The sequence below is a fragment of the Bradyrhizobium sp. 23AC genome, from assembly GCF_054863025.1.
In genome coordinates this window covers 143,065-164,638 of the sequence record NZ_JAVAYN010000017.1, presented here as the reverse complement: position 1 = coordinate 164,638, position 21,574 = coordinate 143,065, and the positions used below count along the sequence as shown (strand labels likewise).

Sequence of the window (21,574 nt, the reverse complement as noted above, 5' to 3'; positions counted from 1 at the left end):
CGATGTCAGAAGACAAGGACCCAGAGAGTCAAACAGAAGACCCGACGCAAAAGCGCCTGGACGACGCGCTCGAACGCGGCGACGTCGCCAAGAGCCAGGAGATCAACACCTGGTTCATGATGGCGGGCGGCACGCTCGTGGTCTCGACTTTCTCGGGCTCGGTGGGCAGCGGGCTGCTGACGCCGATGCGCAACCTGCTTGCCAATTCCTGGATGATCAAGACCGACGGCAAGGCTCTGCTCGCGCTGATGCAGCAGATCGAATTCGCCTTGCTCGCGGCGATCGGCGTGCCTTTGTTGATGCTGATGCTGGCGGCGATTGCCGGAAACATGCTCCAGCACCGCTTGGTCTGGTCGACCGAATCCCTGACGCCGAAGTTCAGCAAGATCTCGCCCGGCGCCGGCTTCAAGCGCATCTTCGGCAAGCAGGCGGCGGCCAATTTTCTCAAGGGCATCGGCAAGCTGGTGCTGCTCGGCGTAGTCATGACCATGATCCTGTGGCCGGAGCGGCATCGCATGGAGGCGATGGTCAGGCTCGATCCGGCTGCCATGCTCGGTGCCAGCACCAGCATGACGATCCATCTGCTCGGTGCGGTGGTCGCCGCGCTCGCGATCGTCGCCATTGCCGACTATTTTTTCCAGTACCGCAGCTGGTTCCAGCGGCAGAAGATGTCGCTCCAGGAGATCAAGGAAGAGTTCAAGCAGTCCGAAGGCGATCCGCACATCAAGGGCAAGCTCAGGCAGTTGCGGCAGCAGCGCGCCAAGAAGCGCATGATGGCGGCGGTTCCCAAGGCCTCGGTGATCATCACCAACCCGACCCACTATTCGGTGGCGCTGTCCTACGAGCGCGGCATGACGGCTCCGATCTGCGTCGCCAAGGGCGTCGACAATCTCGCCTTCAAGATCCGGGAGATCGCGCGCGAGCACGACATCCCGATCGTGGAGAACGTGCCGCTTGCCCGCGCGCTCTACGCCACCGTCGAGATCGACCAGGAAATCCCGACCGAGCACTACCATGCGGTCGCCGAAGTCATCGGCTACGTCATGCGGCTGAAGCGCGGATTCGGCGCCGGGCGAGGATAAAACACCCGAAAAGTACCGGAAATGGCCGTAATCTGGGAATCAGCGTACCTTTCGCCCCTGCTGCCCTTGCGCCTGCGGGTCCGATTCAGGCAGGGAGGACCCCGCGCGCCCCGTAGCGCGTTGATTCTCTGCCGACAGGCTGCGCCAGCTCGAGAATGACCGCCGAGACCGACCACGACCTCACCCGCGAGCCCGTTGCGACGCACGAGCCGTCGCCGCGCTCGGGCAGCATTGCGCTGGTGCTGCTGGTGGCTGCCGGCCTCGTCGCCGTCGCCGTCGGGCTGATGACGCTCGGGCGCGCGCAGGCGCAGCCCTATATCCTCGGCATCCTCGCCGTGCTGGCCATGGTCGGCCTGTTCAACCTGTTCGCCTTCGCCGCCGGGATCATCCGCTTCGCCGACCGCAGTCTCGATGATCCGGTCGTGGGCCGCATCGCCGATCATGGCTTCGACGGCCTCGCCGTGACCGATCCGCGCGGCCACGTGGTCTATTCCAACGCCGCCTATCTGACGCTGACCGGCGCGACCGGTCCGCAGGACGTGCGCCCGGTCGAGCGTGTCTTCATCGGCAACCCCGACGTCTCCGAAGCCGTGTTCCGCCTGCTCAAGGCCGCGCGCGAAGGCAAACGGCAGCAGGAAGAGGTCCGCATCTCCGGCCAGGACGGCAGCCAGGGCCGTTGGCTGCGCATGCGGGTGCGCCCGCTCGGCACCGGCAAGCGCGAGGCGAAATACGCGGTGTGGTCGATCGCCGACATCACCCGCGACCGCGAGCGCCAGGAGGACGTGTTCCAGGAGCTCCAGCACGCGATCGAATATCTCGACCACGCGCCGTGCGGCTTCTTCTCGGTCAATCCCGCCGGCGAGCTCGCTTATGTCAACGCGACGCTGGCGAACTGGCTCGACTACGACCTGGCCGAGATCGGCTCGGGCGGCCTGAAGCTGACCGACATCGTCTCCGGCGACGGCGCCTCGCTGCTCACCGCGATCGTGGCGGTGCCGGGCGAGGTGAAGACCGAGGTCTTCGACATCGATCTGCGCATGCGCACCGGCAAGACCATGCCGGTGCGGCTCTATCACAAGCTCGCCTTCGGCGCCGACGGCGCGCCGGGGCCGTCGCGCACGCTGGTGATCAGCCGCGCCCGCGACGAGCGCAGCGATCCCGACCGCGCCGCCGAAGTGCGCTTCATGCGCTTCTTCGACCATACGCCGATGGCGATCGCGACCGTCGATCGCGGCGGCAACGTGGTGCGCGCCAATGCGCGCTACGCCAAGCTCGGCCAGGCGCTCGGGCTCGACAGCGCCTCCAAGTCGATCTTCCGCGCGGTCAATTCGCGCGACCGTCATCTCCTCATCGCGGCCATCAACCAGGCCGCCGACGGCCAGGCTGACATCGCCCCGGTCGAGGTGGCCCTGGAAGGGACCAAGGAGCGCTGGGGCCAGTTCTTCGTCACGCCGGTCGATGCCGCCGAGAACGAGGCGGAAGCCGCCATCGTGCACATGCTCGAGACCACCGAGCGGCGCGCGCTGGAGAACCAGATCAACCAGTCGCAGAAGATGGAGACGGTCGGCCAGCTCGCCGGCGGCATCGCCCACGACTTCAACAACGTGCTCTCCGCCATCATGATGGCGAACGACTTCCTGCTGAACGCGCACAAGCCGACCGACCCGTCGTTCCAGGACATCATGCAGATCAAGCAGAACGCGACGCGGGCCGCGACCCTGGTGCGGCAGTTGCTGGCGTTCTCGCGGCGGCAGACGCTGCGGCCGCAGGTGCTCGATCTCGGCGACGCGCTGTCCGATCTCGCCATGCTGCTGCGCCGCCTGATCGGCGAGAAGGTCAAGCACGAGACCATCCACGGCCGCGATCTCTGGCCGGTCAAGGTCGACGTCTCCCAGTTCGAGCAGGTGATCGTCAATCTCGCGGTGAACGCGCGCGACGCCATGCCCGACGGCGGCAAGCTGATCATCCGCACCGCCAACGTCACCGCGGATGAAGCGGCCAAGCTCGCCTACAAGGGCATGCCGGCCGCGGATTATGTCCGGATCGAGGTCGCCGACACCGGCACCGGCATTCCCGCCGACATCCGCGACAAGATTTTCGAGCCGTTCTTCTCGACCAAGGAAGTCGGCAAAGGCACCGGTCTCGGCCTTTCCACGGTCTACGGCATCGTCAAGCAGACCGGCGGCTTCATCTACGTCGATTCCGAGCCGGGCCAGGGCACCTCGTTCCACATCTTCCTGCCGCGTCACCATGCCGAGCCTGAAGCGCAGGTCGAGCAGCCGGCGGCTGTGGTGAGCGCGACCAGCGGCGCCGGGAAGGACGCCGCGGCGGCCGAGGCCAAGCCGCGCACCGATCTCACGGGGCAGGGCACCATCCTGCTGGTCGAGGACGAAGAGGGCCTGCGCGCGCTGAACGCACGCGGCCTGCGCTCGCGCGGCTACACCGTGGTCGAGGCCGAGAACGGCGTCGAGGCCATGGAAGTGCTGGAGGAGCAGAGCGGCGCGATCGATCTCGTCGTCTCAGACGTCGTCATGCCTGAGATGGACGGCCCGACGCTTTTGAAGGCGATGCGGGAGCAAAATCCTGACATCAAGTTCATCTTCGTCTCCGGCTATGCCGAGGATGCCTTCGAGAAGAGCCTGCCCGAAGGCCAGCAGTTCGACTTCCTGCCGAAGCCGTTCACGCTCAGCCAGCTCGTGGCGGCGGTCAAGGAGACGATGGCGAAGCAGGGGTGACGAGGTGAGAGAGCTGTGCCTCGCAATGGCGGGGAAAGAGCGGAAATCTCATCCCAAAATCGCCGGTATCCCGCGACCACGGTTCCCTGGCGCGCCCGGCCAAGCCCCCGCCAAATATGGGCTTTTGCCACATCCCCGCGACTGAGGGCCGCAGCCATAGGTTCCGAAACTGGCTTCACTTTTCGGGAAGTCTGCCCATCTTAGGCGCACGTCCCCATGCCGGGGATTTGGGAAACGCACATGAATTTCTCGCTACGCTCCCGCAGTCTCTTCAAGACGATCGCTGTCGTGCTGGCGCTTGCGCTGCCGACTGCGCTGGCGATCTCGTCTGCCGACGCGCGTGTCGGCGGCGGCGGCTCGTCCGGTTCGCGCGGCTCGCGCACCTATTCGGCCCCGCCCTCGACCACGACGGCGCCCGGCTCGGCCTCGCAGTTCAACCGCACCTACACCCAGCCGGGTGCAGGCATGAACTCTGCTGCTTCCGCGCCCGCGCGCGGCGGCCTGTTCGGCCGCGCCGGCGGCTTCATGGGCGGCCTCGCGGCCGGCTTCCTCGGCGCCGGCCTGCTCGGCATGCTGTTCGGCGGCGGCCTGTTCGGCGGCCTCGGCGGCCTGTCCTCGATCCTGGGCCTGATCATCCAGATCGCGCTCGTGGTGCTGGTGGTGCGGCTGGCGATGTCCTGGTGGCAGCGCCGTCACACGCCGCAGGCGGCCTATGCCAATGCCGACGCGGGCGCAGGTTCCGGACCGCAGCCGAACCAGCGCGGCGGCCTTGGTGGTGGTCTTGGCGGCTTCGGCTTCGGCGCGAATGCCAATAACGCGCCGCTCGAGATCAAGCCGGACGATTACGAGGCGTTCGAGCGCCTGCTCGGCGATGTCCAGACCGCCTGGTCGAACGAGGACGTGGCCAAGCTGCACACGCTCGCGACGCCGGAGATGGTCTCCTATTTCGAGCAGGACCTCGCCCAGAACCGCGGGCGCAACGTCGTCAACAAGGTGACTGGTGTCAAGCTGCTGCAGGGCGACCTCGCGGAAGCCTGGCGCGAAGGCGAGACGGACTACGCCACGGTGGCGCTGCGCTTCGCGCTCACGGACAAGACGCTCGACCGCAACAGCGGCACGGTCGTCGCCGGCAGCGAGCAGCCGGGCGAAGTCACCGAAGTCTGGACCTTCGCCCGACGGCCCGGCAGCGGCTGGGAATTGTCGGCGATCCAGCAGACCAACTGATCGCAAAGCGATGGAGAACAAAGGGCGTCGTGCTCCGGCACGGCGCCCTTTTCTTTTGCGCCCCCTTTCACCGTGGCATCGGAATAAGTGGGGGCGCATCGGGTTGAAATCAGGCGGCCAACGACAAACACAACGGGAGGACAAGATGATCCGTATCAAGAGATCCGTGACGATTTCAGCGCTCGCAGCGGCCTCGCTTGCATTGCTTGCGGCGCCAGCCGTGCAGGCGCAGTCGGCCGACATGACGTTCTTCGTGACGTCCAATGGCCCGGGCAAGGGCGCCGATCTCGGCGGCCTGGAGGGAGCCGATGCGCAGTGCGCGAGGCTCGCTCAGACCGCCGGCGGCGGTGCGAAGACCTGGCGCGCCTACCTCTCGACGCAGGCCGCCGATGGCAAGCCGGCCGTCAACGCGCGCGATCGCATCGGCAAGGGGCCGTGGCAGAATGCCAAGGGCGCGGTCATTGCCAAGGATGTTGCCGAGCTGCACGGTCCCGCCAACAACCTCACCAAGCAGACGGCGCTCAGCGAGAAGGGCGAGGGGATCAACGGTGCTGGCGACCAGCCGAACCGGCACGACGTCCTCACGGGATCGCAACCAGACGGCACCGCGTTTGCCGGTCCGGACGATCGCACCTGCAAGAACTGGACGTCGGGCACGCAAGGTGCCGCGATGGTCGGCCATCTCGATCGCCGCGGCCTGCGCGACGACGAACCGTCAAAGTCCTGGAATAGCTCGCACCCCTCGCGCGGTCCCGATGGTGGCTGTTCGCAGGCTGATCTGAAGAGCACCGGCGGCGACGGCCTGCTGTATTGTTTCGCTGCGAATTGAGCGGGAGCTCTCTCGACTCGTCATTGCGAGCGTAGCGAAGCAATCCAGACTGTCTCCGCGGAAAGACTCTGGATTGCTTCGCTTACGCTCGCAATGACGTGTGGGGCCGGCGTTCCGCCTCACCACGACGGAACTTGCGCCGCATGCTAGGCTTGTCCTGCCTGCGTCTCAAAGGACCTCTCCCATGAAATACGAGCTCTACTACTGGCCCGAGATCCAGGGCCGCGGCGAATATGTGCGGTTGGCGCTGGAGGAGGCGGGCGCCGCCTATGCGGACGTCGCGCGCGGACCGCGCGGCACGGCTGCGATGATGAAGATGATGGAGGCGCATCAGGGCACGCCGCCCTTTGCGCCGCCGTTCCTGAAGGCCGGCAAGCTCGTCATCGGCCAGACCGCCAATATCCTGCTCTATCTCGGCGCACGCCATGGGCTCGCGCCGAAGGCGGAGGCCGGGCAACTCTGGGTGCACCAGCTTCAACTCACCATCACCGATCTCGTGGTCGAGATCCACGACACCCATCATCCGCTCGGACCTTCGCTCTATTACGAGGACCAGAAGCCGCCGGCGAAGAAGCGCACCGCCGATTTCTGGGACGAGCGTGTGCCGAAATATCTCGGCTATTTCGAGCAGCTTCTCACCGAGAATGGCGGCGCCTGTGTCACCGGCCGGCGGCTGACCTATGTCGATCTCTCGCTATTCCAGATCGTCGCGGGGCTGCGCTATGCCTTCCCCAAGCGCATGAAGGCATTCGAGACTGACATTCCGGGCCTCCTCGGCCTGCACGACCGCATCGCCGCGCGGCCGAACATCAAGGCCTATCTGGCGAGCGAGCGCCGCATTCCCTTCAACGAGCAGGGCATCTTCCGCCGCTACAAGGAGCTCGATGGCTAGAGCGCTTTCGAGCGAGGGGGATACCGGTTCGCGTCAAGAAAACGCGTCCAAAGAAGAAACTTTAGCCGGTCCGGAGGGAGGCTGGCGGCAGCCCCCGTTCCGGACCGGCCGCTTCGGGCGCGATCAATCGCCCGAACGCGTCGTGGCCGGCGAGCGTCTGTAGACGCTCCGGCCCAGAGCGGTCGTCTGAATCATCGGGCACGGGCGAGAGGTCATGCTCGTCGGGGCAGGGCGGCTTGCAGAACATCGTCGCGTCTTTCGTTGCGTTGCGTGCCGCCGCTGTCTAGCGAAGTCCGCATTCCCAGGCGTCAGCCGTTCGGAGGAGGGCAGCGCGATGCGCGCTCACCAAACGCCCGGCATCAGGCGATAGCGCACCCGCGCCGCATAGTCGGCATAGCCCGGCAGGCCCTCGCGCAAGGTGCGTTCCTCTATGCCGATGCGGATCGCGAACAAGAGGACCAGGAGCGGGACCATCGCAAGTCCCCACCACGAGCCCAGCAGCAGCGGCACGCCGGCGAAGAACAGGACCATTCCGCTATACATGGGATGACGCACATGGGCGTAGGGACCGGTCGAGATCACGCGCTGCGCGCGCTCAGCCTGCAGCTTCACCACCGGCGCAGCGAACGAGTTTTCGCGGAACACCCACATCGTGAACAATGTCGAGGCCAGGAACAGCGCGAGGCCGAACGCCTGGAGCGCGACCGGCATGTCGGACGATTGAAGGCGCCGGTCGATGCCCATCAGCACCAGCCAGGCCAGCATCACGACGACGAAGGCGCTCATGAAGATTTTGTCGGCGGCGGGTTGATCCTTCTGCAGCACCGGCCGCAGCCGCTCGGCGAGCAGCGCCGGATCGATCCGGTAGAGCCACCAGCCGCAGAGCGGGCCGAGCAGGGTGCATGTTGCGAGGAACACCCAGGCCGAGGGCCAGCGCAGCGTCCCGGCGGAGGCGAACAGCAGCGCGCCCATCGCGGCGGTGGTGATCGTGTTCTGCAGCAGCAGTCTGGCGATCATTGTTGATCTTGTTCTATCCCGCGACGGCGCATTGATAGCCTTCTTTCCGGCAAACATGCGGCGCGACGCGACAGAGGCCGGGTTCAGACCTTGATCGGCGGTGTAAAGGCCGCGATGAGCCGAACCAGATCCGCCTGTCGTTTGGTTCCGGTCTTGGCGAAGATCCGGGCGAGATGGGTCTTGATCGTCGATTCGGCAATGCCCATGCTCCTGGCCACGTCGGGAACCCCGCCGATCTCGACAATGGAGAGGAACACGCGCAGCTCGGTCGGCGTCAGCTTGAAGAGCTTGCGGATGAGATCAGGCGCGACGACGGTATCGAGCGCTGCCGTGCTGACGAACAGGACGGCGCAGGCGTCGTAACTCGCTGCGAAGCTTTGCCGGCGCCCGGCGGTCAGCGGCAGGAGATGCGCGACAAAATGTGAGCCGTCGCGGGCCGCCAGATGCAGCGAGATGCTTGCGCTCGTCATCGCGCGGTCGCCGACAACCGTGCCCGCCAGCGCCTGCCGCAGCACGCGATCGGCATTCGGGTCGGACGTCACCAGCCTGCCACGGACCGAACGAAGCACGTCGGCCTCGTCCAGAATGTCGCGCGCGCTCGCATTGGAGTGCGTGATATGAGCCTCGGCATCGAGCAGCAGGACGGCGGTTCGCAGGGCGTCGAGCGTGCGGACCGAAATCGTCTCCAATGCGTTCTGCTGCAGCAGCTTCTGTCTGACGACCATGGCCCGTTGCACGTGCGGCGTGAGGTGGGAGATCACCTGATACATCCTGCGGTCGACGGGACCGCCGGCCTTCATGATCGAGAGGCGGGATATTCCCTCGGCAGATTTGTCGAGCAGGAGATTGGCGGCATCCTCGAGGCCCTGCGGCCGCGTCCATTCGTTGTAGAACATGGTGGTGCGGAATTCGTCGACGTCGATCCAGTCCCTGATGGTCTGGATCTGGCCGACCGGCGCGTGGAGCACGCTGCGCGACGGATCGAACGGTTCATAGGTTTCGATGTAGGACTGAACATAGGCGGGCTCGACACCGACGGCATGCGCGATCACGGCCTCGCCGGCTGCTCCGATCCGGACCAGACCGCCGCTTTGGCCGCCCGCCAGGTCGACGATGCAACGAAGCGTCGCCGGCCATCGGGAATCGTCGAGCGCTGCATCGTAGATGTCCGCCACCAGCGACAGCAGCTCTTCATTCAGTTCCATTGGTTTGTCCCATCGACGCATGCTCGTTCGGCCTCGCAGATGAGCACGCCGGATGCGGAAATTTGATGAGCCGGATCACACTTGAAGCCGCGCTCAGCCGGGGGCGGCGAGGAATACCGAGGGCCGGTGCAGCGTTCGCGTGGACGCGACCAACCGCGCGCCCAGGGCGGCAACGAGCGTGGTGTTAGGGAAGGGCAGTCTTGCGATCATGCGCAGGTGCCGGGGTGGCCGCGCGCGACATTGATCCCGCTATCCGGCGAAGATGCGGCCGGACGCGAAAGAGGCCTGAATGACCGGATCGGGCGATTCGTCCTTCGAGAAGATCGATCAGGCGAGCTGATCGATCCGCGTGCCCTGACCCGGCGGCAGCGGCGCGGGCGGCTGCGGCTTGTAGGTGGGGTCGGCGTCCTTGGTCTTGGTCTGGTCGTCCTGCTGCTTGGTCGTGTCGTAGCTCGGCACCACGATCGCGATCGGCGGCGGCGCAACGGTGGAAACCTTCATCCGCAAATCCTCACACATGGAAACAATTGACCCTGCGCTGCGAGGAGCGAAAATTCCTTCAAGGCAATCGTTAAAATGCGAGCGATTGGTGTGGTAGGAGGCGCTGTTCGTGCCCCGCATCGTGCCTTATGCGAGCGACGACCAAACCCTCCTCGTCATTGCGAGGAGCTCTTGCGACGAAGCAATCCAGACCGTCATCGCGGAAGGATTCTGGATGTTTCGCTCCGCTCGCAATGACGGAGCAAGTGGCGGGCAGCGTTGCGATACGTAGGCCCGCCGAGCGCGTGGAAAGCGCGAGGAGGCGACGTCCCCTCTATTCGTCCTTGCCGCGCGTGATCGCGATGGACGCGTCCTTCTTGGTGCGGGTGCATTCCATGTTGAGCCGCCGATAGCGCATGCTGATCTTGTCGCCGCGCAGCAGACCCATCCGCTTCAGGCAGCGTGTCGCGCCCGTCGTGGTGTCGTCCTTGGTCACGGTGAAGACGATCGCCGCCATCGATCCCACCAGCGCATAGAATTCCGGCGTCGGCTTGCGATCGCCCTTGGCATAGAGCTCGATGGAATATTTGTCGCCGCGGCAACCCACGGACAGCTCCTTGGCCGCCGGGTGCGTCAGATAGACGGTGTTCGCAGCACGAAAGTTCACCTTGAGGCGGTCGACCTGGTTCGCCAGCTCCTTGGCACTGTCATCGCAGCGGTCCGCGCGTGCGGGCGAAATGAGGGTCACAAGGCCGGTGATGGCGGCGGCGACCAGGATCGCGCCGCGGACGTTCAAGTTCAATGTCATGATGAAAAGCCCCTTAGGGCGCGCATTCAAGCGTCGCCGGGCGCGAAGCGCAAGGGTAGGTGCGGGCCTTTCCACGTGCCGTGCCAGTGCCTTCCCGAGCCCCGGGCCGGCCTCCCCCATGCATGCCGCTCCCTTTCCTTTCCGCTCAAAATGAGCTTAGAACGCTTCTATGCTGAGAGGCCCGCCAGGGCCCCAAAACCCCGAGATTCGCCCCATGAACGCTCCCACCGCCTTTCCCGACCCGTCAAAGCCCGTTCCGCCCTACAAGCACACCCCGCTATTCCCGCTGGGCAAGGACGAGACGCCCTACAAGAAGATCACGGCCGAGGGCGTCAGGGTCGAGAAGGTCCTGGGCAAGGACATGCTGGTGGTGTCGCGCGAGGCGCTGCGGGCGCTGTCGGAGGCGGCTTTCGGCGACATCAACCATTACCTGCGCCCCGGCCATCTGAAGCAGCTCCGCGCGATCCTGGAGGACGGCGAGGCCAGCCCGAACGACAAGTTCGTCGCGCTGGACTTTTTGAAGAACGCCAACATTGCCGCCGGCGGCGTGCTGCCGATGTGCCAGGACACCGGCACCGCGATCATCATGGGCAAGAAGGGCTGCAACGTCATCACCGACGGCGACGACGAGGCGGCGCTGTCGGAAGGGGCGCGCGACGCGTACCTGCGCCGCAATCTGCGCTACTCGCAGGTCGCACCGCTCTCGATGTACGAGGAGAAGAACACCGCCAACAACATGCCGGCGCAGTGCGAGATCTACGCCGAAGGCGATGACGCCTACAAGTTCATGTTCATGGCGAAGGGCGGCGGCAGCGCCAACAAGAGCTTTCTGTTCCAGGCGACGCCCTCGGTGCTGACCAAGGACCGGCTGCTCGCTTTCCTGAAGGAAAAAATCCTCACCCTCGGCACCGCTGCTTGCCCGCCCTATCACCTCGCGATCGTGATCGGCGGCACGTCGGCCGAGCTCTGCATGAAGACGGTGAAGCTCGCCTCCGCCCGCTATCTCGACGCGCTGCCGACCCAGGGCTCGCCCGACGGCAATGCCTTCCGCGACGTCGAGATGGAGAAGGAAATCCACAAGATGACGCAATCGCTCGGCGTCGGCGCGCAGTTCGGCGGCAAGTACTTCTGCCACGACGTCCGCGTGATCCGCATGCCGCGTCACGGCGCCTCTCTCCCCATTGGGCTCGGCGTGTCGTGCTCGGCCGATCGCCAGGTGCTCGGCAAGATCACCAGGGACGGCGTCTATCTCGAGGAGCTCGAGCACAATCCGGCGCAATATCTGCCTGAGGTCGAAGAGGCGCTCGGCGGCGAGGTCGTCAAGATCGATCTCAACCAGCCCATGAAGGACATTCTGGCGACGTTCTCGAAGCACCCGATCAAGACCCGGGTCTCGATGACCGGCACCATGATCGTCGCGCGCGATAGCGCCCACGCCAAGCTGCGCGAGCGGCTGGAGAAGGGCGAGCCGCTGCCGGATTACTTCAAGAACCATCCGGTCTACTACGCCGGCCCAGCCAAGACACCCGAGGGCTACGCCTCCGGCGCGTTCGGTCCGACCACGGCGGGCCGCATGGATTCCTTCGTCGACCAGTTCCAGGCCGCCGGCGGCTCGATGGTGATGGTGGCCAAGGGCAACCGCGCGCCGGCCGTGCGCGAGGCCTGCAAGAAGTATGGTGGCTTCTATCTCGGCTCGATCGGCGGCGCCGCGGCGAACCTTGCCGAGCACTGCATCAAGAAGGTCGAGGTGCTCGAATATCCCGAGCTCGGCATGGAAGCGATCTGGCGCATCGAGGTCGTCGACTTCCCGGCGTTCATCATCGTCGATGACAAGGGCAACGACTTCTTCAAGGAGTTGAACCTGGGCTAGTCCGGTCTTGCGTGGTCCGCCGGTTTTCGGACCGGCGGACGATCTACCTAGCGCGGCTCAGCGTTTTAGATTGAACGATATGGCGCCGCCATTTTCCGCGCTGTCGAACATCACGAGGGTGCGAATGCCGGCTGTGTCTTCCTCGAGGGGAAGCAGAATCTCAGCTTTGGCGCCCGCTGTGACCGTGCTGAGATCGAGCGTAGCCAAGGGCTTTGCCGTTTTGCTGCTGCCGTCCCACAGCCAGACCGTATAGGGGACCGTTTCGTCCCGTGTCGGGCCTGCGAGGATCAAGATGCCGTCGTTCACTACGGCAAGGTCCCGTATCCCGGTATTCTCTCCGAGTTCCAGCGGGGCCGAGTCCGGCTTGAGATCGTCGAGCTTGGTGAAGAGCGCTGCAGCATCGACGCTGAGCACGAAAGCCTGCCGCTCCAGCGACGGTCCTCGCAGTCCGAAGTACATGCGGCCGTTCCTGACCGCAATTCCTTCGATGTTGACGCCGCCCTCCGCAAGCGGCTTGTTGAATTTCGCTTTGACGAATTTGTCGTTTTCGATGACCTCACGCATTCGCGCGCTCGACTCGACGCCTTCGACCTTCTTGGCGTTGGGTTCGGTCTTGGGTGCGCCGGTTTGCGGATCCACGGCAACCCGAAACACGACGTAGCTCGACAGATTCTCCTTGTCGCTCTTGCGGCTTCGGCCGTGCGAGCCGGTCACGTAGAAGAAGCCCTTTTCATACGCGACGCCTTCGGCATCGGGGTCCTTGTCGTCATCCGAAAGCCGGATGAGCTTCCGGGGAACGAGGATGTTCTCTTCGATCGAGAAGAACTGCGCGTATTTCTTCTCATCATTGGCGATCAAGCATGACGTGAACTTCGGCGTGGTGGGCACGCACGCCGCTCCGCTCAGATTCATGCGTGGCTGATCCTTGAACTTGTCGTCCTTGTCGTCTTTTTCGAAGATCGAGGCGGGCTTCCAGGCGGTTGCCTCCGGGGCAACCTTCGGCGGCAATTGCTCGCCGCGCCCGGCCGACATCGCTGCTCCCAGCAAAATGCAAACGAACGCGGCTGTCAGTGATCGATGAAATGCATGGGTGATGCTGTACGGCATTTTTCCCTCCCGGGTGCAATGCTCAAATACAATCCTGAATTGTTAAGAAGACAAGAGCGAGAATGTCGCGGAGCGCTCTGTTCTCAGCTGCAATTGGTGACCTGGTTCGAGCACAACGACCGCCACCAGCCGCGGACGCCGTCATGGCTCTCGACCAGACCCCAGAAGCCGCTGCAGGCGAAGAGGCGCTTCGGGCCGCCGTCACCATCGATCGGGCCGCCGAGCTCACGCTGCGCCGGCATCCATTTGGCATCGACGAAGGGAGCCTGGAACAGCCCGCCCGCGCGCGTATAGCCGTTGGCGAAGCTCGCGCCGACCTTGTTGGAGGCGACCCAGCCGCGCCCGGCATAGGGTTTTGGCGCGCTCCGCGGATATCTCTTGTCGTCCTCGTAATCCTTGCCCGGCGGCCTGGCGCCTTCGATCAGAAACCAGCCGCTCTTGGAGCCAATGATGCGGAATTCGGTGAGCCAGCCGCCGTCGGGCGTGTTCTCGGCGCCGCCTAACTTCAAGCGGTAGGGCGGCGGCAGCGTGCCGAGCACACGCGCCGTCGCCGACGGCTCGGCGCGCACGTTGAGGCCAGCAGGATCCTTGTCGATGGACCAGGCGCCGAGACTGCAGGGCTCGGTGCCCTCGGGCAGCTTTGCACGTCCGGCGGCGAGATCGGCATGCAGTTTTGCGAAATCGGTCTCGTCATTGTCGGGGTCGGGTTCCGCGCGCGGCTTCAGCTCGGCGGAATCTGCGCGTGTTGCATCCGGTGTCAGCGTGACCACGAGGGCCTGGCGCGCAGCGAACACGCTTGCCGGTGTTTTTGAATCGTTCGATGGCGCGGGATAGACCGCGAGATATCCGATCGGGCCATCGGTTCGATAAGCGGCGCCGGCGACATAGCCTGCCGGGACCAGGGCGAGCGCGCTTGCGCGCCACGCCGGTTCGGTGTCATCCGCGCGCGCCGCTTGTGTCGCGACGCACAGCATGGTCGCCGCGATGAGACGAAGCACGCGCATGATGCTGCGCGGCCTTAGGCGCGGGCGCCCGTGAACGGGAAGCTGCCCATCGGGCCGATGCCCATCTCGCCGTTCATGCTGTCGCCGGAGACGGTGCCGGCGAATTCGAGCGTGAGCGGCATCGGGTTGGTGATCGAGACCTTCCAGGAGACGTTGTCGCCAGAGACGGTGCCGTCGAAGATCTCGGCGGTATTACCTTCCGCACCTTGCGTGCCCGTGAGCGTGCCGCCGGCGGCCTTCAGGCTCAGCGTCGCCTGGCGCTCGCCCATCGGCGTCGTCATGGTCAGATTCCAGTTGCCGTCTACCGCCATTCCCGTCTCCCGAACAAATCCCGGCGGACCGCGACGATCCGCGGCCAGTCCCGGACGAGCCTATAGCCCAACTCGCAGCTCCTGACTAACCCTGCCTTGGAGGCATAGCAGCATGATCCCGAAAAGTGCGTAGCGGTTTTCGGAAAAGATCATGCTCAGACAACAACCCGAAGCGCGATCACATCGCGCTTCAGGCGCGGGCTGCAGCGCGCCTGCGGCTGGTGACGATGAGCCTTAGAACCACATACTGCACGGCAAAGGCGAGGATCTTGGCGCCGCCGGCGACTACCGTGAGATAGAACGCCCACAGCTTCAGATCGCCCGTGGAGGCGACGACGATCATGCCGACGCCGATCACGAACATCAGCGCCGCCCAGGCATAGCCTGCAGCCGTCACATATTCCGGAACGGTCTCGACGACGATCGGCGGCATGTAGCGCAGCATCCAGCCGCGCTTGAGCATGATCGCGCCGATGGCGAAATGCGCGATCGAAGGCTTTGCCATCATGAAGCGGGGATCATTGGTCAGCAGTGTGATCGCGCCCAGTCCGACGACGAGCGCGAGGCTCGCATACGTCATGTAATTGAGTTGCTGGCCCTTGATGCGGGCGTGGATCACCTGCGCGATCGCGCCGGCGATCGCCACCGACGTCGCCAGGATGACGTTGTCGGTGACGAGATAGATGACCAGGAAGAGGATGGCGGAGAAGAGATCGGAGCCGAGGCGGGCGAATACGTCCTTCATCGTCAATCCTGTTCAGCGGGCGTTGGGCATTGCGCGGGCAGGCGTACCGTACTTGATCTGGCGATACTCGGGATACCATTTTGTGAAGTAAATGGCGCTGTTGCGAGCGGCGAAGGCGACTGCAAGGCTCGACCAGAGCGGCAGGCCGGGGACGTAGAGCAGCACGAGATTGCCAGCCGCCATCAACAGCGCGGCCACCGTCCAGGCGCCGGTGATGACGTAATTGGCAGTGAGAAAGCCGGGCATCGCCGCGGTCTCGGCCGGCACTGCTTCAAGCGCATATTGCAACGTGAAGGGACGGCGGACCAGCAGCGAGCCCAGCGAGATGACGAAGATGCCGATATCGACCGACAGCTTGACGCCGAGCGTTCCGAGCTGCGGGTCGAGCAGCGCGAGGTAGAGGCCGATTGCGGCGAACACGATCGCCGAGCCTGCGGCCAGGGTCTTCACCGAGCGCCCGCGTACCATGTCGATTGCGATGGTGGCGAGACAGATCGCGGAGGCCACGAATACGCTGATCGCGGCCGACGTCACCAGCATCAGGAGGCTGTAAGCGCCGTAGGGCGCGAGGATCAGGAAAATCGCCATTGCCTACCTCGGTCAGGCCGATCTTTACGATGTAAAGATCAATAATTCACAGGCGAAGTCGGGTCAAGTGAAATCTTTACAGTGTCAAAATAACGTAGGCAACCTCCAACAGATGAAGGGCCGCAACGGCCTGGTCGGACGCCTCGTCAACCAAATCCGCCCAGTTCAGGCGCGACAGAATGGGGAGCGCGCAGGCGATCGCGAGGCCGAGGGCGAGCAGGATGCCGCCGTTGAAGATGACCTGGCCGCTCCGCCGCAGATGGATCACTTCGAGTGTGAGCGCGACGCAGACCAGGGCGAGGATGGCGAGGAAGTCTGCGGTGATTGAGGGCATTTGGATACGGGCCTCTTTGGTGACACGTCCGTGCTGTAGCTCCGGGCGCGCGCCAAGTGGCGCGCCCCGGAAGGACGGGAGCTACTGCGCTCCCACCCAATTGCCGTGGAAACCATCAGGCACGCGGTGGCCGAGCTGCACCAGCGCGACGGGACCCGCTTCGACATCGGTGGCATTGAACACGGCGAGGTCGCTGCGGTTCTCCCGCGCCCGCCAGACCACGGCGAGCAGCCAGCCATCGCCCTCAGTCGCATCCTTCGATCGCTCGACGAACACCGGCTCGGAGATGGTGTCGCCGGCGGGCAGCAGATAATGGCCGAGACGCCTTCCGTTGCCGTCGACATGGACGACGCCGGAGAGCGCGCCGAACATCGGCTGGCGCGGATTGGCGCAGGCGTACCAGCCGTGGCGATTTGTCAACCCGGCGTGGCGGTCATCGATGCGCGGGAATTCGCCGGTGAGATCGTCGAGATAGGTCTGCTGGAAGCGATCGGTATTGCCGGAGAGATCGAACGTCCAGCGGCAGTGCCGGGCGCGCGACTTCTCCGGATCGGTCGGCCGGCCGTCGGGATGCGGAAACAGCGGCGCTTCCTCGAACTGCATGACGTCGGCGATGATGCGGTTGTCGTCGTCCCACGCGTTCATGATGTGGAAGACGTAGCAGGCTTCACCGCGAAACCAGACGATGTCCTTTGCCGTGCCGCTCCGCTTCATCACGCCGACATAGGCGCCCTTGTCCGGCTCCCAGGCATAGGGCGGCTGCCCGCGCATCGCGCGCTCCATGCTGCCGGTGATCGGCAGGATCGGAAACAGCACATGGTTCGCGGTGACGATGAAGTCATGCACCATGCTGGCATAGGGCGCCTCGAACCGCTCGAAGCGCGTCGCCTTGCCGGCGGCATCGATCGAGCCGTAGGAGAGGGCAGGGGTCAGCGGCCCCGCCGCGTTGTAGCCGAAGAACACCAGCTCGCCGGTCACAGGATCGATCTTCGGATGCGCGGTGAAACTGCCGGCGACGCGGCCGTGGTAATTGTGATAGCCGCGGGTCGCCAGCGTGCTGGGCTCGATCTCGGTCGGCAGATGCGCTTCTTCCAGTGCCAGCAGCTTGCCGGCATGGAAGATGATGTTGGTGTTGGCGACGCCGCCGTCGGTGAGCTCAGCCGGGGCATCCGGTAGCTTGCGACCGAAGCCGCCGAACAAAGCGCGGCCGGCATCGTGCTCGGCGAGCCATTTCGGCGTGCGGACCCAGCGGTTGCGATAGCTGGCGCGGCCGTTCTCGAGATGGAAAGCGTGCAGCATGCCGTCGCCGACGAACCAATGCGCGCCGGGGGAATCGAACTGCGGATTGGGACCGTTGCGATAGAGTACGCCGTTCAGCTCGCGCGGCAATTCGCCAATGATCTTCAGGAATGGCGCGTCTGCTTCGAACGGGATCGGCGCGATATTGTTGCGGCGCTCGGCGACGGCGTCGTGCTGCACGGCGTATCCCTCCCTATCTTTACATCGTAAAGATGAAATAACGCCGATCGTCGCGTCGGTCAAGCAAAATCTTTACACTGTCAATATTGCGTCATATAGCTTGCAAATGGCCAAGACCGATACCAAGAGCGAAACGGCGCGAAGTGCGCGTGCCCCCAGAAAGGCGACGTCGACTGCGGCATCGCGCCCAAGGCGCGGCGCGGCGAGCGCGAAGTCCGAGACGCCGTATCACCACGGTGCCTTGCGTGAGGCGTTGCTCCAGGCTGCCGAACGGGTGCTGGAACGCGACGGGCTCGCTGGCCTCACATTGCGCGCGGTGGCGCGCGAGGCGGGCGTCTCGCATGCCGCGCCCACTCACCATTTCGGCGATCTCACCGGCCTGCTCAGCGAACTCGCGGCGGTCGGTTTCCGCCAGTTCAACGCGGCGATGGCGTCGTCATGCGACGCCGCCACCACGCCGCTCGAAGCCGCGCTGGCGCGGCCCAAGGCCTATGTCGCCTATGCGCAGGCGCATCCCGGCATGTACGGCATCATGTTCCGCACCGAGCGGCTCGATTATTCCAGGCCCTCGCTGCACGAGGCGGCCGAAGCCTCCTTCGCCGGGCTTGCGAATGCGATCGGCATGATGCGGCAGGAGCAGATCAGCGAAGACGCGCTGACGCTGAGCCAGGGCGCCGCGATCGCCCGTGCCTGGTCGATGGTGCATGGCTTCACCATGCTGCTGCTCGACGGGCGGCTCAAGGATATCTTGGGACGTCTGCCCGAGGGGACGACGGCCGAGCGGCTGCTCGAGGCGATGCTGACGGCGCCCATCACCACGAAACTCCCCGCATAGCGGCCGTTTGAGCCCGCCAAGGCCTAGCGCATCGTCGCCAGCTCGACGGCGCGGCCGCGCGTGCCGATGATCTTCACCTCGTCCTTGCCGCAAGCGAAGCCGCGGGCGAAATCGTCCGCGGCCTTGCGCGCAAGCTCGTTGGCGGCGGGATTGGCGATCGCATCGACATAGGCGACGTGACAGACCGGGCCCGGCGGCAGCCGGGTCACGACCAGCATGGCCTTGGTGTTCGGCCGGCCCTGCTTGTCGGGATCGGCATTGTCGGCGATGTGCCAGCGCTGGATGATCGCGAACGGCTTTGCGCCCACGGCGCGCCATTCGATCGTGGTTTCCGACGAATTGAACGGCGCGAACCAGACCTTGGCTGCCGGTTCCTCGGCCGCTTGCTTGCGATTGCGGCCGACCGAGACGATTTCGCGAAGATCGTCCTCGGCAATCAGCACCAGGAGGCCGTCCTTGCCCGAACATGCCCGCGTGGTGCTGCCGTCGAGCTCGCTGGGATTGCCGATCTGGCGGCAAGCCTTTGCCGCGGTCGAGGTGTATGTGCTGCCCACGGATTGGGCGACGGCGCTGTTCAGGCCGATGCAGATCATCAAGACAGCCAGGCCTATGCAGGTGATGCGGTTCATCATGAGGCTTCGATCGCAGGGAACTCCGCACCATCAGACGTCTTCATTGTGGGCAAGGTTCAAACAGGGGTGGGATAGACCTGACAGCGGCGCGGAATCGTTCTAGAAGAGCGGCTTCGCTTGGGCTCTTCCAGCCTCGTTCGCGTCCTCCTTTACTTGATCATGCCAGCCATCTCCTCGCAAAAAACCTATCGCGTCGGCCGCTCCAAGACCGGGCTCGGCCTCTTCGCCACCAAGCCGATCAAGAAGGGCACCCGGATCATCCGCTATTTCGGACCGATCCTGGATTCGCGGATCCCCGAGCAGGACGACATCGAGAACAAGTACCTGTTCGAGCTCAACGGCCGCTGGACCATCGACGGTTCGGTGCGCAAGAACCTCGCCCGCTACATCAATCATTCCTGCCGGCCCAACGCCGAGTCCGACGTCCGGCCGCGCGAGCGAAAGGTCTTCATCCGCGCCATCAGGAACATCGAGCCGGGTGACGAGATCAACTATGATTACGGCACGGACTATTTCAAAGCCTATCTGAAGCCGATCGGTTGCAAGTGCGAATCGTGCGAGAAGAAGCGCAAGAAGCTGCGCGCCGAGGCGCGGGCCGAGCGCGCCAAGGTGAAGGCGCGCACGGAAGCCAAGGCCAAGAAGACGGGCCCGAAAAGCACGGCGAAAAAGAAGAAGCTGAACGGCAAGCACTTCGCCGGCAAGGTCGGCCGGGCGAGGGCGTAGCCGAGGGACGATGGCCGCGAATGATGCGCGGCCAAGCCCGGGTCTCAAGCCGCCACCACGCTCGCACTTCTCCGCAATCCCACATATTGCAGCTCGGCAAACACGCCGGTGGCGATCGCCTGCGCGACGACCATGAGCGCGCCGGCAAGATTCGGCGACACCGCGCCCGACAACAGCAGCGCAATGCTGCCGACCGTCCAGGCCGCATTGCCGATCACGACCAGCAGCACGAGCGCCTTCGCCACCGAGGCGCGTGACGCCAGCCAGCCGACCAGCGCGGCGTAGGCGATCAGGAACAGGCCGGTCTCACGCAGCAGCGCTTCCGGCAGGTTGAACAGCGCAGCGAACGCGCTCGCGCCGAAAGTGAAGCCGAGGGCGGCAACGCCGCTAAAGATAGCGTCGGCGAACAGGGCGCGGCGCAGGAAGGTGGAAGCGTCGATCATCAGAGGTCTCCATGGTCAGGGTGGGCTCGGGGTGAAACTCAGTGCCATGCGCGCCACCAGGCGCGGAGCAGGCGGGCGATGCGGAACGGACAAAGGCTCCTGCCGACGCCGTGCTCGAAGGCTGTGACCTGCGCGAGCACATAGTCGCCGGTCGAATGCACCAGCGGCTCCGGCATGTTGAGGCTGCGCGCCAGCATCCGCGTTGCGAAGGCCGTGGCCCAGGGAACAAGGTGGTCTGCGACGGTCCGGTAGAGCAGCAGCGCGATCATGGTCATCTCCTATTGCAACCGAAGATGCGCCGGCCCGGGGGCCAATTCGATTACCTCGTGGGTAATGGAAGGGCCGAAATCCGCATGATAGGTTTCTGGTCATGAACGCACATGCATCCACGGCACAGGCCGACCGCAGCCAGCCGGTTCACATCGGCGACCATTTGCGCGAATGGCGGCAGCGCCGCCGCATGAGCCAGCTCGATCTCGCGGGCGAAGCCGAAATCTCGGCGCGTCATCTCAGCTTCGTCGAGACCGGCCGCGCCGCGCCCTCGCGCGACATGGTGCTGCGGCTTGCCGAGCGTCTCGACGTGCCCTTGCGCGAACGCAACGTGCTGCTGGTCGCCGCCGGCTATGCGCCGGCGTTCCAGCAGCGCCCGCTGGAGGATCCCGCCTTGAAATCAGCCCGCCAGGCGATCGACCTCGTGCTGAGGGCGCACGAGCCCAATCCCGCGCTCGCGGTGGACCGGCACTGGAACCTGGTGTCGGCCAACCGCATGGTGGCGCCGCTGCTCGACGGCATTCCGCAGCGGCTGCTCGGCCAGCCCTTCAACGTGCTGCGGCTCGCCTTTCATCCCGAGGCGCTGGCGCCGCGCACGGTCAATCTCGCGGAGTGGTGCGGCCATCTTCTGGAGCGTCTGCACCGGCAATGCGAGGTGACGGCCGATCCTGAGCTGATCAAGCTCTACAATGACCTCAAGAGCTATCCGATCCCGGCGCGGACGGGGCCGCTGTCGAGCGACAACGTCGCCATCCCCTTCAAGCTGCGCCATGGCGGAGAAGTTCTGAGCTTCTTCTCCACCACGATGGTGTTCGGCACGCCTGTCGACATTACCCTGTCGGAGCTGGCGCTGGAGACCTTCTTCCCGGCGGACGAGCGCACCGCCGAACGGCTGAAGCAGATGGCGGCCGGGTTGTCATAGCGGCGTTTACAGGCAGCAGCGGTCCCCGCATAATCCGCC

General features: G+C 64.9%; 23 protein-coding genes. 9 read left to right on the top strand and 14 right to left on the bottom strand.

What is annotated here, in order from left to right; all coding sequences use genetic code 11:
• Positions 1 to 2 precede the first annotated feature (2 nt).
• The 5 genes from flhB to RAD10_RS31070 all read left to right on the top strand — a co-directional run bounded on the left by flhB (position 3) and on the right by RAD10_RS31070 (position 6,762).
• Positions 3 to 1,082 carry a flagellar biosynthesis protein FlhB gene (flhB, locus tag RAD10_RS31090; RefSeq protein ID WP_461620485.1) on the top strand — a complete coding sequence of 360 codons (1,080 nt, stop codon included), beginning with the start codon at positions 3 to 5 and terminating at the stop codon, positions 1,080 to 1,082.
• Positions 1,083 to 1,237: 155 nt separating this feature from the next.
• Positions 1,238 to 3,817: a cell cycle histidine kinase CckA gene (gene cckA / locus RAD10_RS31085; protein ID WP_461620484.1), complete on the top strand. Its 2,580-nt coding sequence runs from the start codon at positions 1,238 to 1,240 to the stop codon at positions 3,815 to 3,817.
• 216 nt (positions 3,818 to 4,033) lie between these two features.
• A complete protein-coding gene (locus tag RAD10_RS31080; RefSeq protein WP_461620483.1) occupies positions 4,034 to 5,041 on the top strand; it encodes a Tim44 domain-containing protein in 1,008 nt (335 codons plus the stop codon).
• A gap of 145 nt (positions 5,042 to 5,186) precedes the next feature.
• Complete coding sequence (locus RAD10_RS31075) at positions 5,187 to 5,870, top strand: lectin (RefSeq protein WP_461620482.1); 684 nt, start codon at positions 5,187 to 5,189, stop codon at positions 5,868 to 5,870.
• Positions 5,871 to 6,054: 184 nt separating this feature from the next.
• Positions 6,055 to 6,762, top strand: coding sequence for a glutathione S-transferase (locus tag RAD10_RS31070; RefSeq protein WP_461620481.1), 708 nt, complete (start codon positions 6,055 to 6,057; stop codon positions 6,760 to 6,762).
• A gap of 342 nt (positions 6,763 to 7,104) precedes the next feature.
• Here the strand turns inward: RAD10_RS31070 and RAD10_RS31065 are convergent, their stop codons facing one another.
• The 4 genes from RAD10_RS31065 to RAD10_RS31050 all read right to left on the bottom strand — a co-directional run bounded on the left by RAD10_RS31065 (position 7,105) and on the right by RAD10_RS31050 (position 10,272).
• Complete coding sequence (locus RAD10_RS31065) at positions 7,105 to 7,779, bottom strand: methyltransferase family protein (RefSeq protein WP_461620480.1); 675 nt, start codon at positions 7,777 to 7,779, stop codon at positions 7,105 to 7,107.
• Between the two features lie 83 nt (positions 7,780 to 7,862).
• Positions 7,863 to 8,984 (bottom strand): helix-turn-helix transcriptional regulator, encoded by a 1,122-nt coding sequence (locus RAD10_RS31060; RefSeq protein WP_461620479.1) that lies wholly within the window; start codon positions 8,982 to 8,984, stop codon positions 7,863 to 7,865.
• Positions 8,985 to 9,311: 327 nt separating this feature from the next.
• Positions 9,312 to 9,485: a hypothetical protein gene (locus RAD10_RS31055; RefSeq protein WP_018321873.1), complete on the bottom strand. Its 174-nt coding sequence runs from the start codon at positions 9,483 to 9,485 to the stop codon at positions 9,312 to 9,314.
• 313 nt (positions 9,486 to 9,798) lie between these two features.
• The gene (locus RAD10_RS31050; RefSeq protein WP_028142782.1) at positions 9,799 to 10,272 is read right to left on the bottom strand and encodes a hypothetical protein; all 474 of its coding nucleotides are present in this window, start codon (positions 10,270 to 10,272) and stop codon (positions 9,799 to 9,801) included.
• 214 nt (positions 10,273 to 10,486) lie between these two features.
• Here RAD10_RS31050 and RAD10_RS31045 point away from each other — a divergent pair, with 214 nt between their 5' ends.
• Positions 10,487 to 12,142, top strand: coding sequence for a fumarate hydratase (locus RAD10_RS31045; RefSeq protein WP_461620478.1), 1,656 nt, complete (start codon positions 10,487 to 10,489; stop codon positions 12,140 to 12,142).
• A gap of 57 nt (positions 12,143 to 12,199) precedes the next feature.
• Here RAD10_RS31045 and RAD10_RS31040 read toward each other — a convergent pair whose 3' ends face one another.
• From RAD10_RS31040 to RAD10_RS31010, 7 genes are all read right to left on the bottom strand, one after another.
• The gene (locus RAD10_RS31040) at positions 12,200 to 13,174 is read right to left on the bottom strand and encodes a DUF3616 domain-containing protein (RefSeq protein WP_461620477.1); all 975 of its coding nucleotides are present in this window, start codon (positions 13,172 to 13,174) and stop codon (positions 12,200 to 12,202) included.
• Positions 13,175 to 13,332: 158 nt separating this feature from the next.
• Positions 13,333 to 14,253 (bottom strand): SH3 domain-containing protein, encoded by a 921-nt coding sequence (locus RAD10_RS31035; RefSeq protein WP_461620476.1) that lies wholly within the window; start codon positions 14,251 to 14,253, stop codon positions 13,333 to 13,335.
• 14 nt (positions 14,254 to 14,267) lie between these two features.
• Positions 14,268 to 14,564, bottom strand: a complete 297-nt coding sequence (locus RAD10_RS31030) for a hypothetical protein (RefSeq protein WP_461620475.1) — start codon at positions 14,562 to 14,564, stop codon at positions 14,268 to 14,270.
• A 190-nt stretch (positions 14,565 to 14,754) separates the two neighbouring features.
• Positions 14,755 to 15,309 (bottom strand): inner membrane-spanning protein YciB, encoded by a 555-nt coding sequence (locus tag RAD10_RS31025; protein ID WP_461620474.1) that lies wholly within the window; start codon positions 15,307 to 15,309, stop codon positions 14,755 to 14,757.
• 12 nt (positions 15,310 to 15,321) lie between these two features.
• A complete protein-coding gene (locus RAD10_RS31020; protein ID WP_461620473.1) occupies positions 15,322 to 15,897 on the bottom strand; it encodes a hypothetical protein in 576 nt (191 codons plus the stop codon).
• Between the two features lie 76 nt (positions 15,898 to 15,973).
• The gene (locus RAD10_RS31015) at positions 15,974 to 16,237 is read right to left on the bottom strand and encodes a hypothetical protein (RefSeq protein ID WP_461620511.1); all 264 of its coding nucleotides are present in this window, start codon (positions 16,235 to 16,237) and stop codon (positions 15,974 to 15,976) included.
• Positions 16,238 to 16,312: 75 nt separating this feature from the next.
• On the bottom strand, positions 16,313 to 17,710 hold the full coding sequence (locus tag RAD10_RS31010; protein WP_461620472.1) for a carotenoid oxygenase family protein: 1,398 nt from the start codon (positions 17,708 to 17,710) through the stop codon (positions 16,313 to 16,315).
• A gap of 106 nt (positions 17,711 to 17,816) precedes the next feature.
• On the opposite strand from RAD10_RS31010, the gene RAD10_RS31005 reads away from it, so the two are divergent.
• Positions 17,817 to 18,545 (top strand): TetR/AcrR family transcriptional regulator, encoded by a 729-nt coding sequence (locus RAD10_RS31005; protein WP_461620471.1) that lies wholly within the window; start codon positions 17,817 to 17,819, stop codon positions 18,543 to 18,545.
• A gap of 23 nt (positions 18,546 to 18,568) precedes the next feature.
• Here RAD10_RS31005 and RAD10_RS31000 read toward each other — a convergent pair whose 3' ends face one another.
• The gene (locus RAD10_RS31000; protein WP_461620510.1) at positions 18,569 to 19,174 is read right to left on the bottom strand and encodes a hypothetical protein; all 606 of its coding nucleotides are present in this window, start codon (positions 19,172 to 19,174) and stop codon (positions 18,569 to 18,571) included.
• A 162-nt stretch (positions 19,175 to 19,336) separates the two neighbouring features.
• Between RAD10_RS31000 and RAD10_RS30995 the strand changes: the two genes are divergently transcribed.
• On the top strand, positions 19,337 to 19,900 hold the full coding sequence (locus RAD10_RS30995; protein ID WP_461620470.1) for an SET domain-containing protein: 564 nt from the start codon (positions 19,337 to 19,339) through the stop codon (positions 19,898 to 19,900).
• Positions 19,901 to 19,944: 44 nt separating this feature from the next.
• Here the strand turns inward: RAD10_RS30995 and RAD10_RS30990 are convergent, their stop codons facing one another.
• Together RAD10_RS30990 and RAD10_RS30985 are read right to left on the bottom strand one after the other, a co-directional pair.
• Positions 19,945 to 20,343, bottom strand: coding sequence for a hypothetical protein (locus RAD10_RS30990; protein ID WP_461620469.1), 399 nt, complete (start codon positions 20,341 to 20,343; stop codon positions 19,945 to 19,947).
• 38 nt (positions 20,344 to 20,381) lie between these two features.
• Positions 20,382 to 20,612, bottom strand: a complete 231-nt coding sequence (locus RAD10_RS30985) for a hypothetical protein (RefSeq protein WP_177237518.1) — start codon at positions 20,610 to 20,612, stop codon at positions 20,382 to 20,384.
• 101 nt (positions 20,613 to 20,713) lie between these two features.
• Between RAD10_RS30985 and RAD10_RS30980 the strand changes: the two genes are divergently transcribed.
• A complete protein-coding gene (locus tag RAD10_RS30980; protein WP_461620468.1) occupies positions 20,714 to 21,535 on the top strand; it encodes a helix-turn-helix domain-containing protein in 822 nt (273 codons plus the stop codon).
• The last annotated feature ends 39 nt before the right edge of the window (positions 21,536 to 21,574 follow it).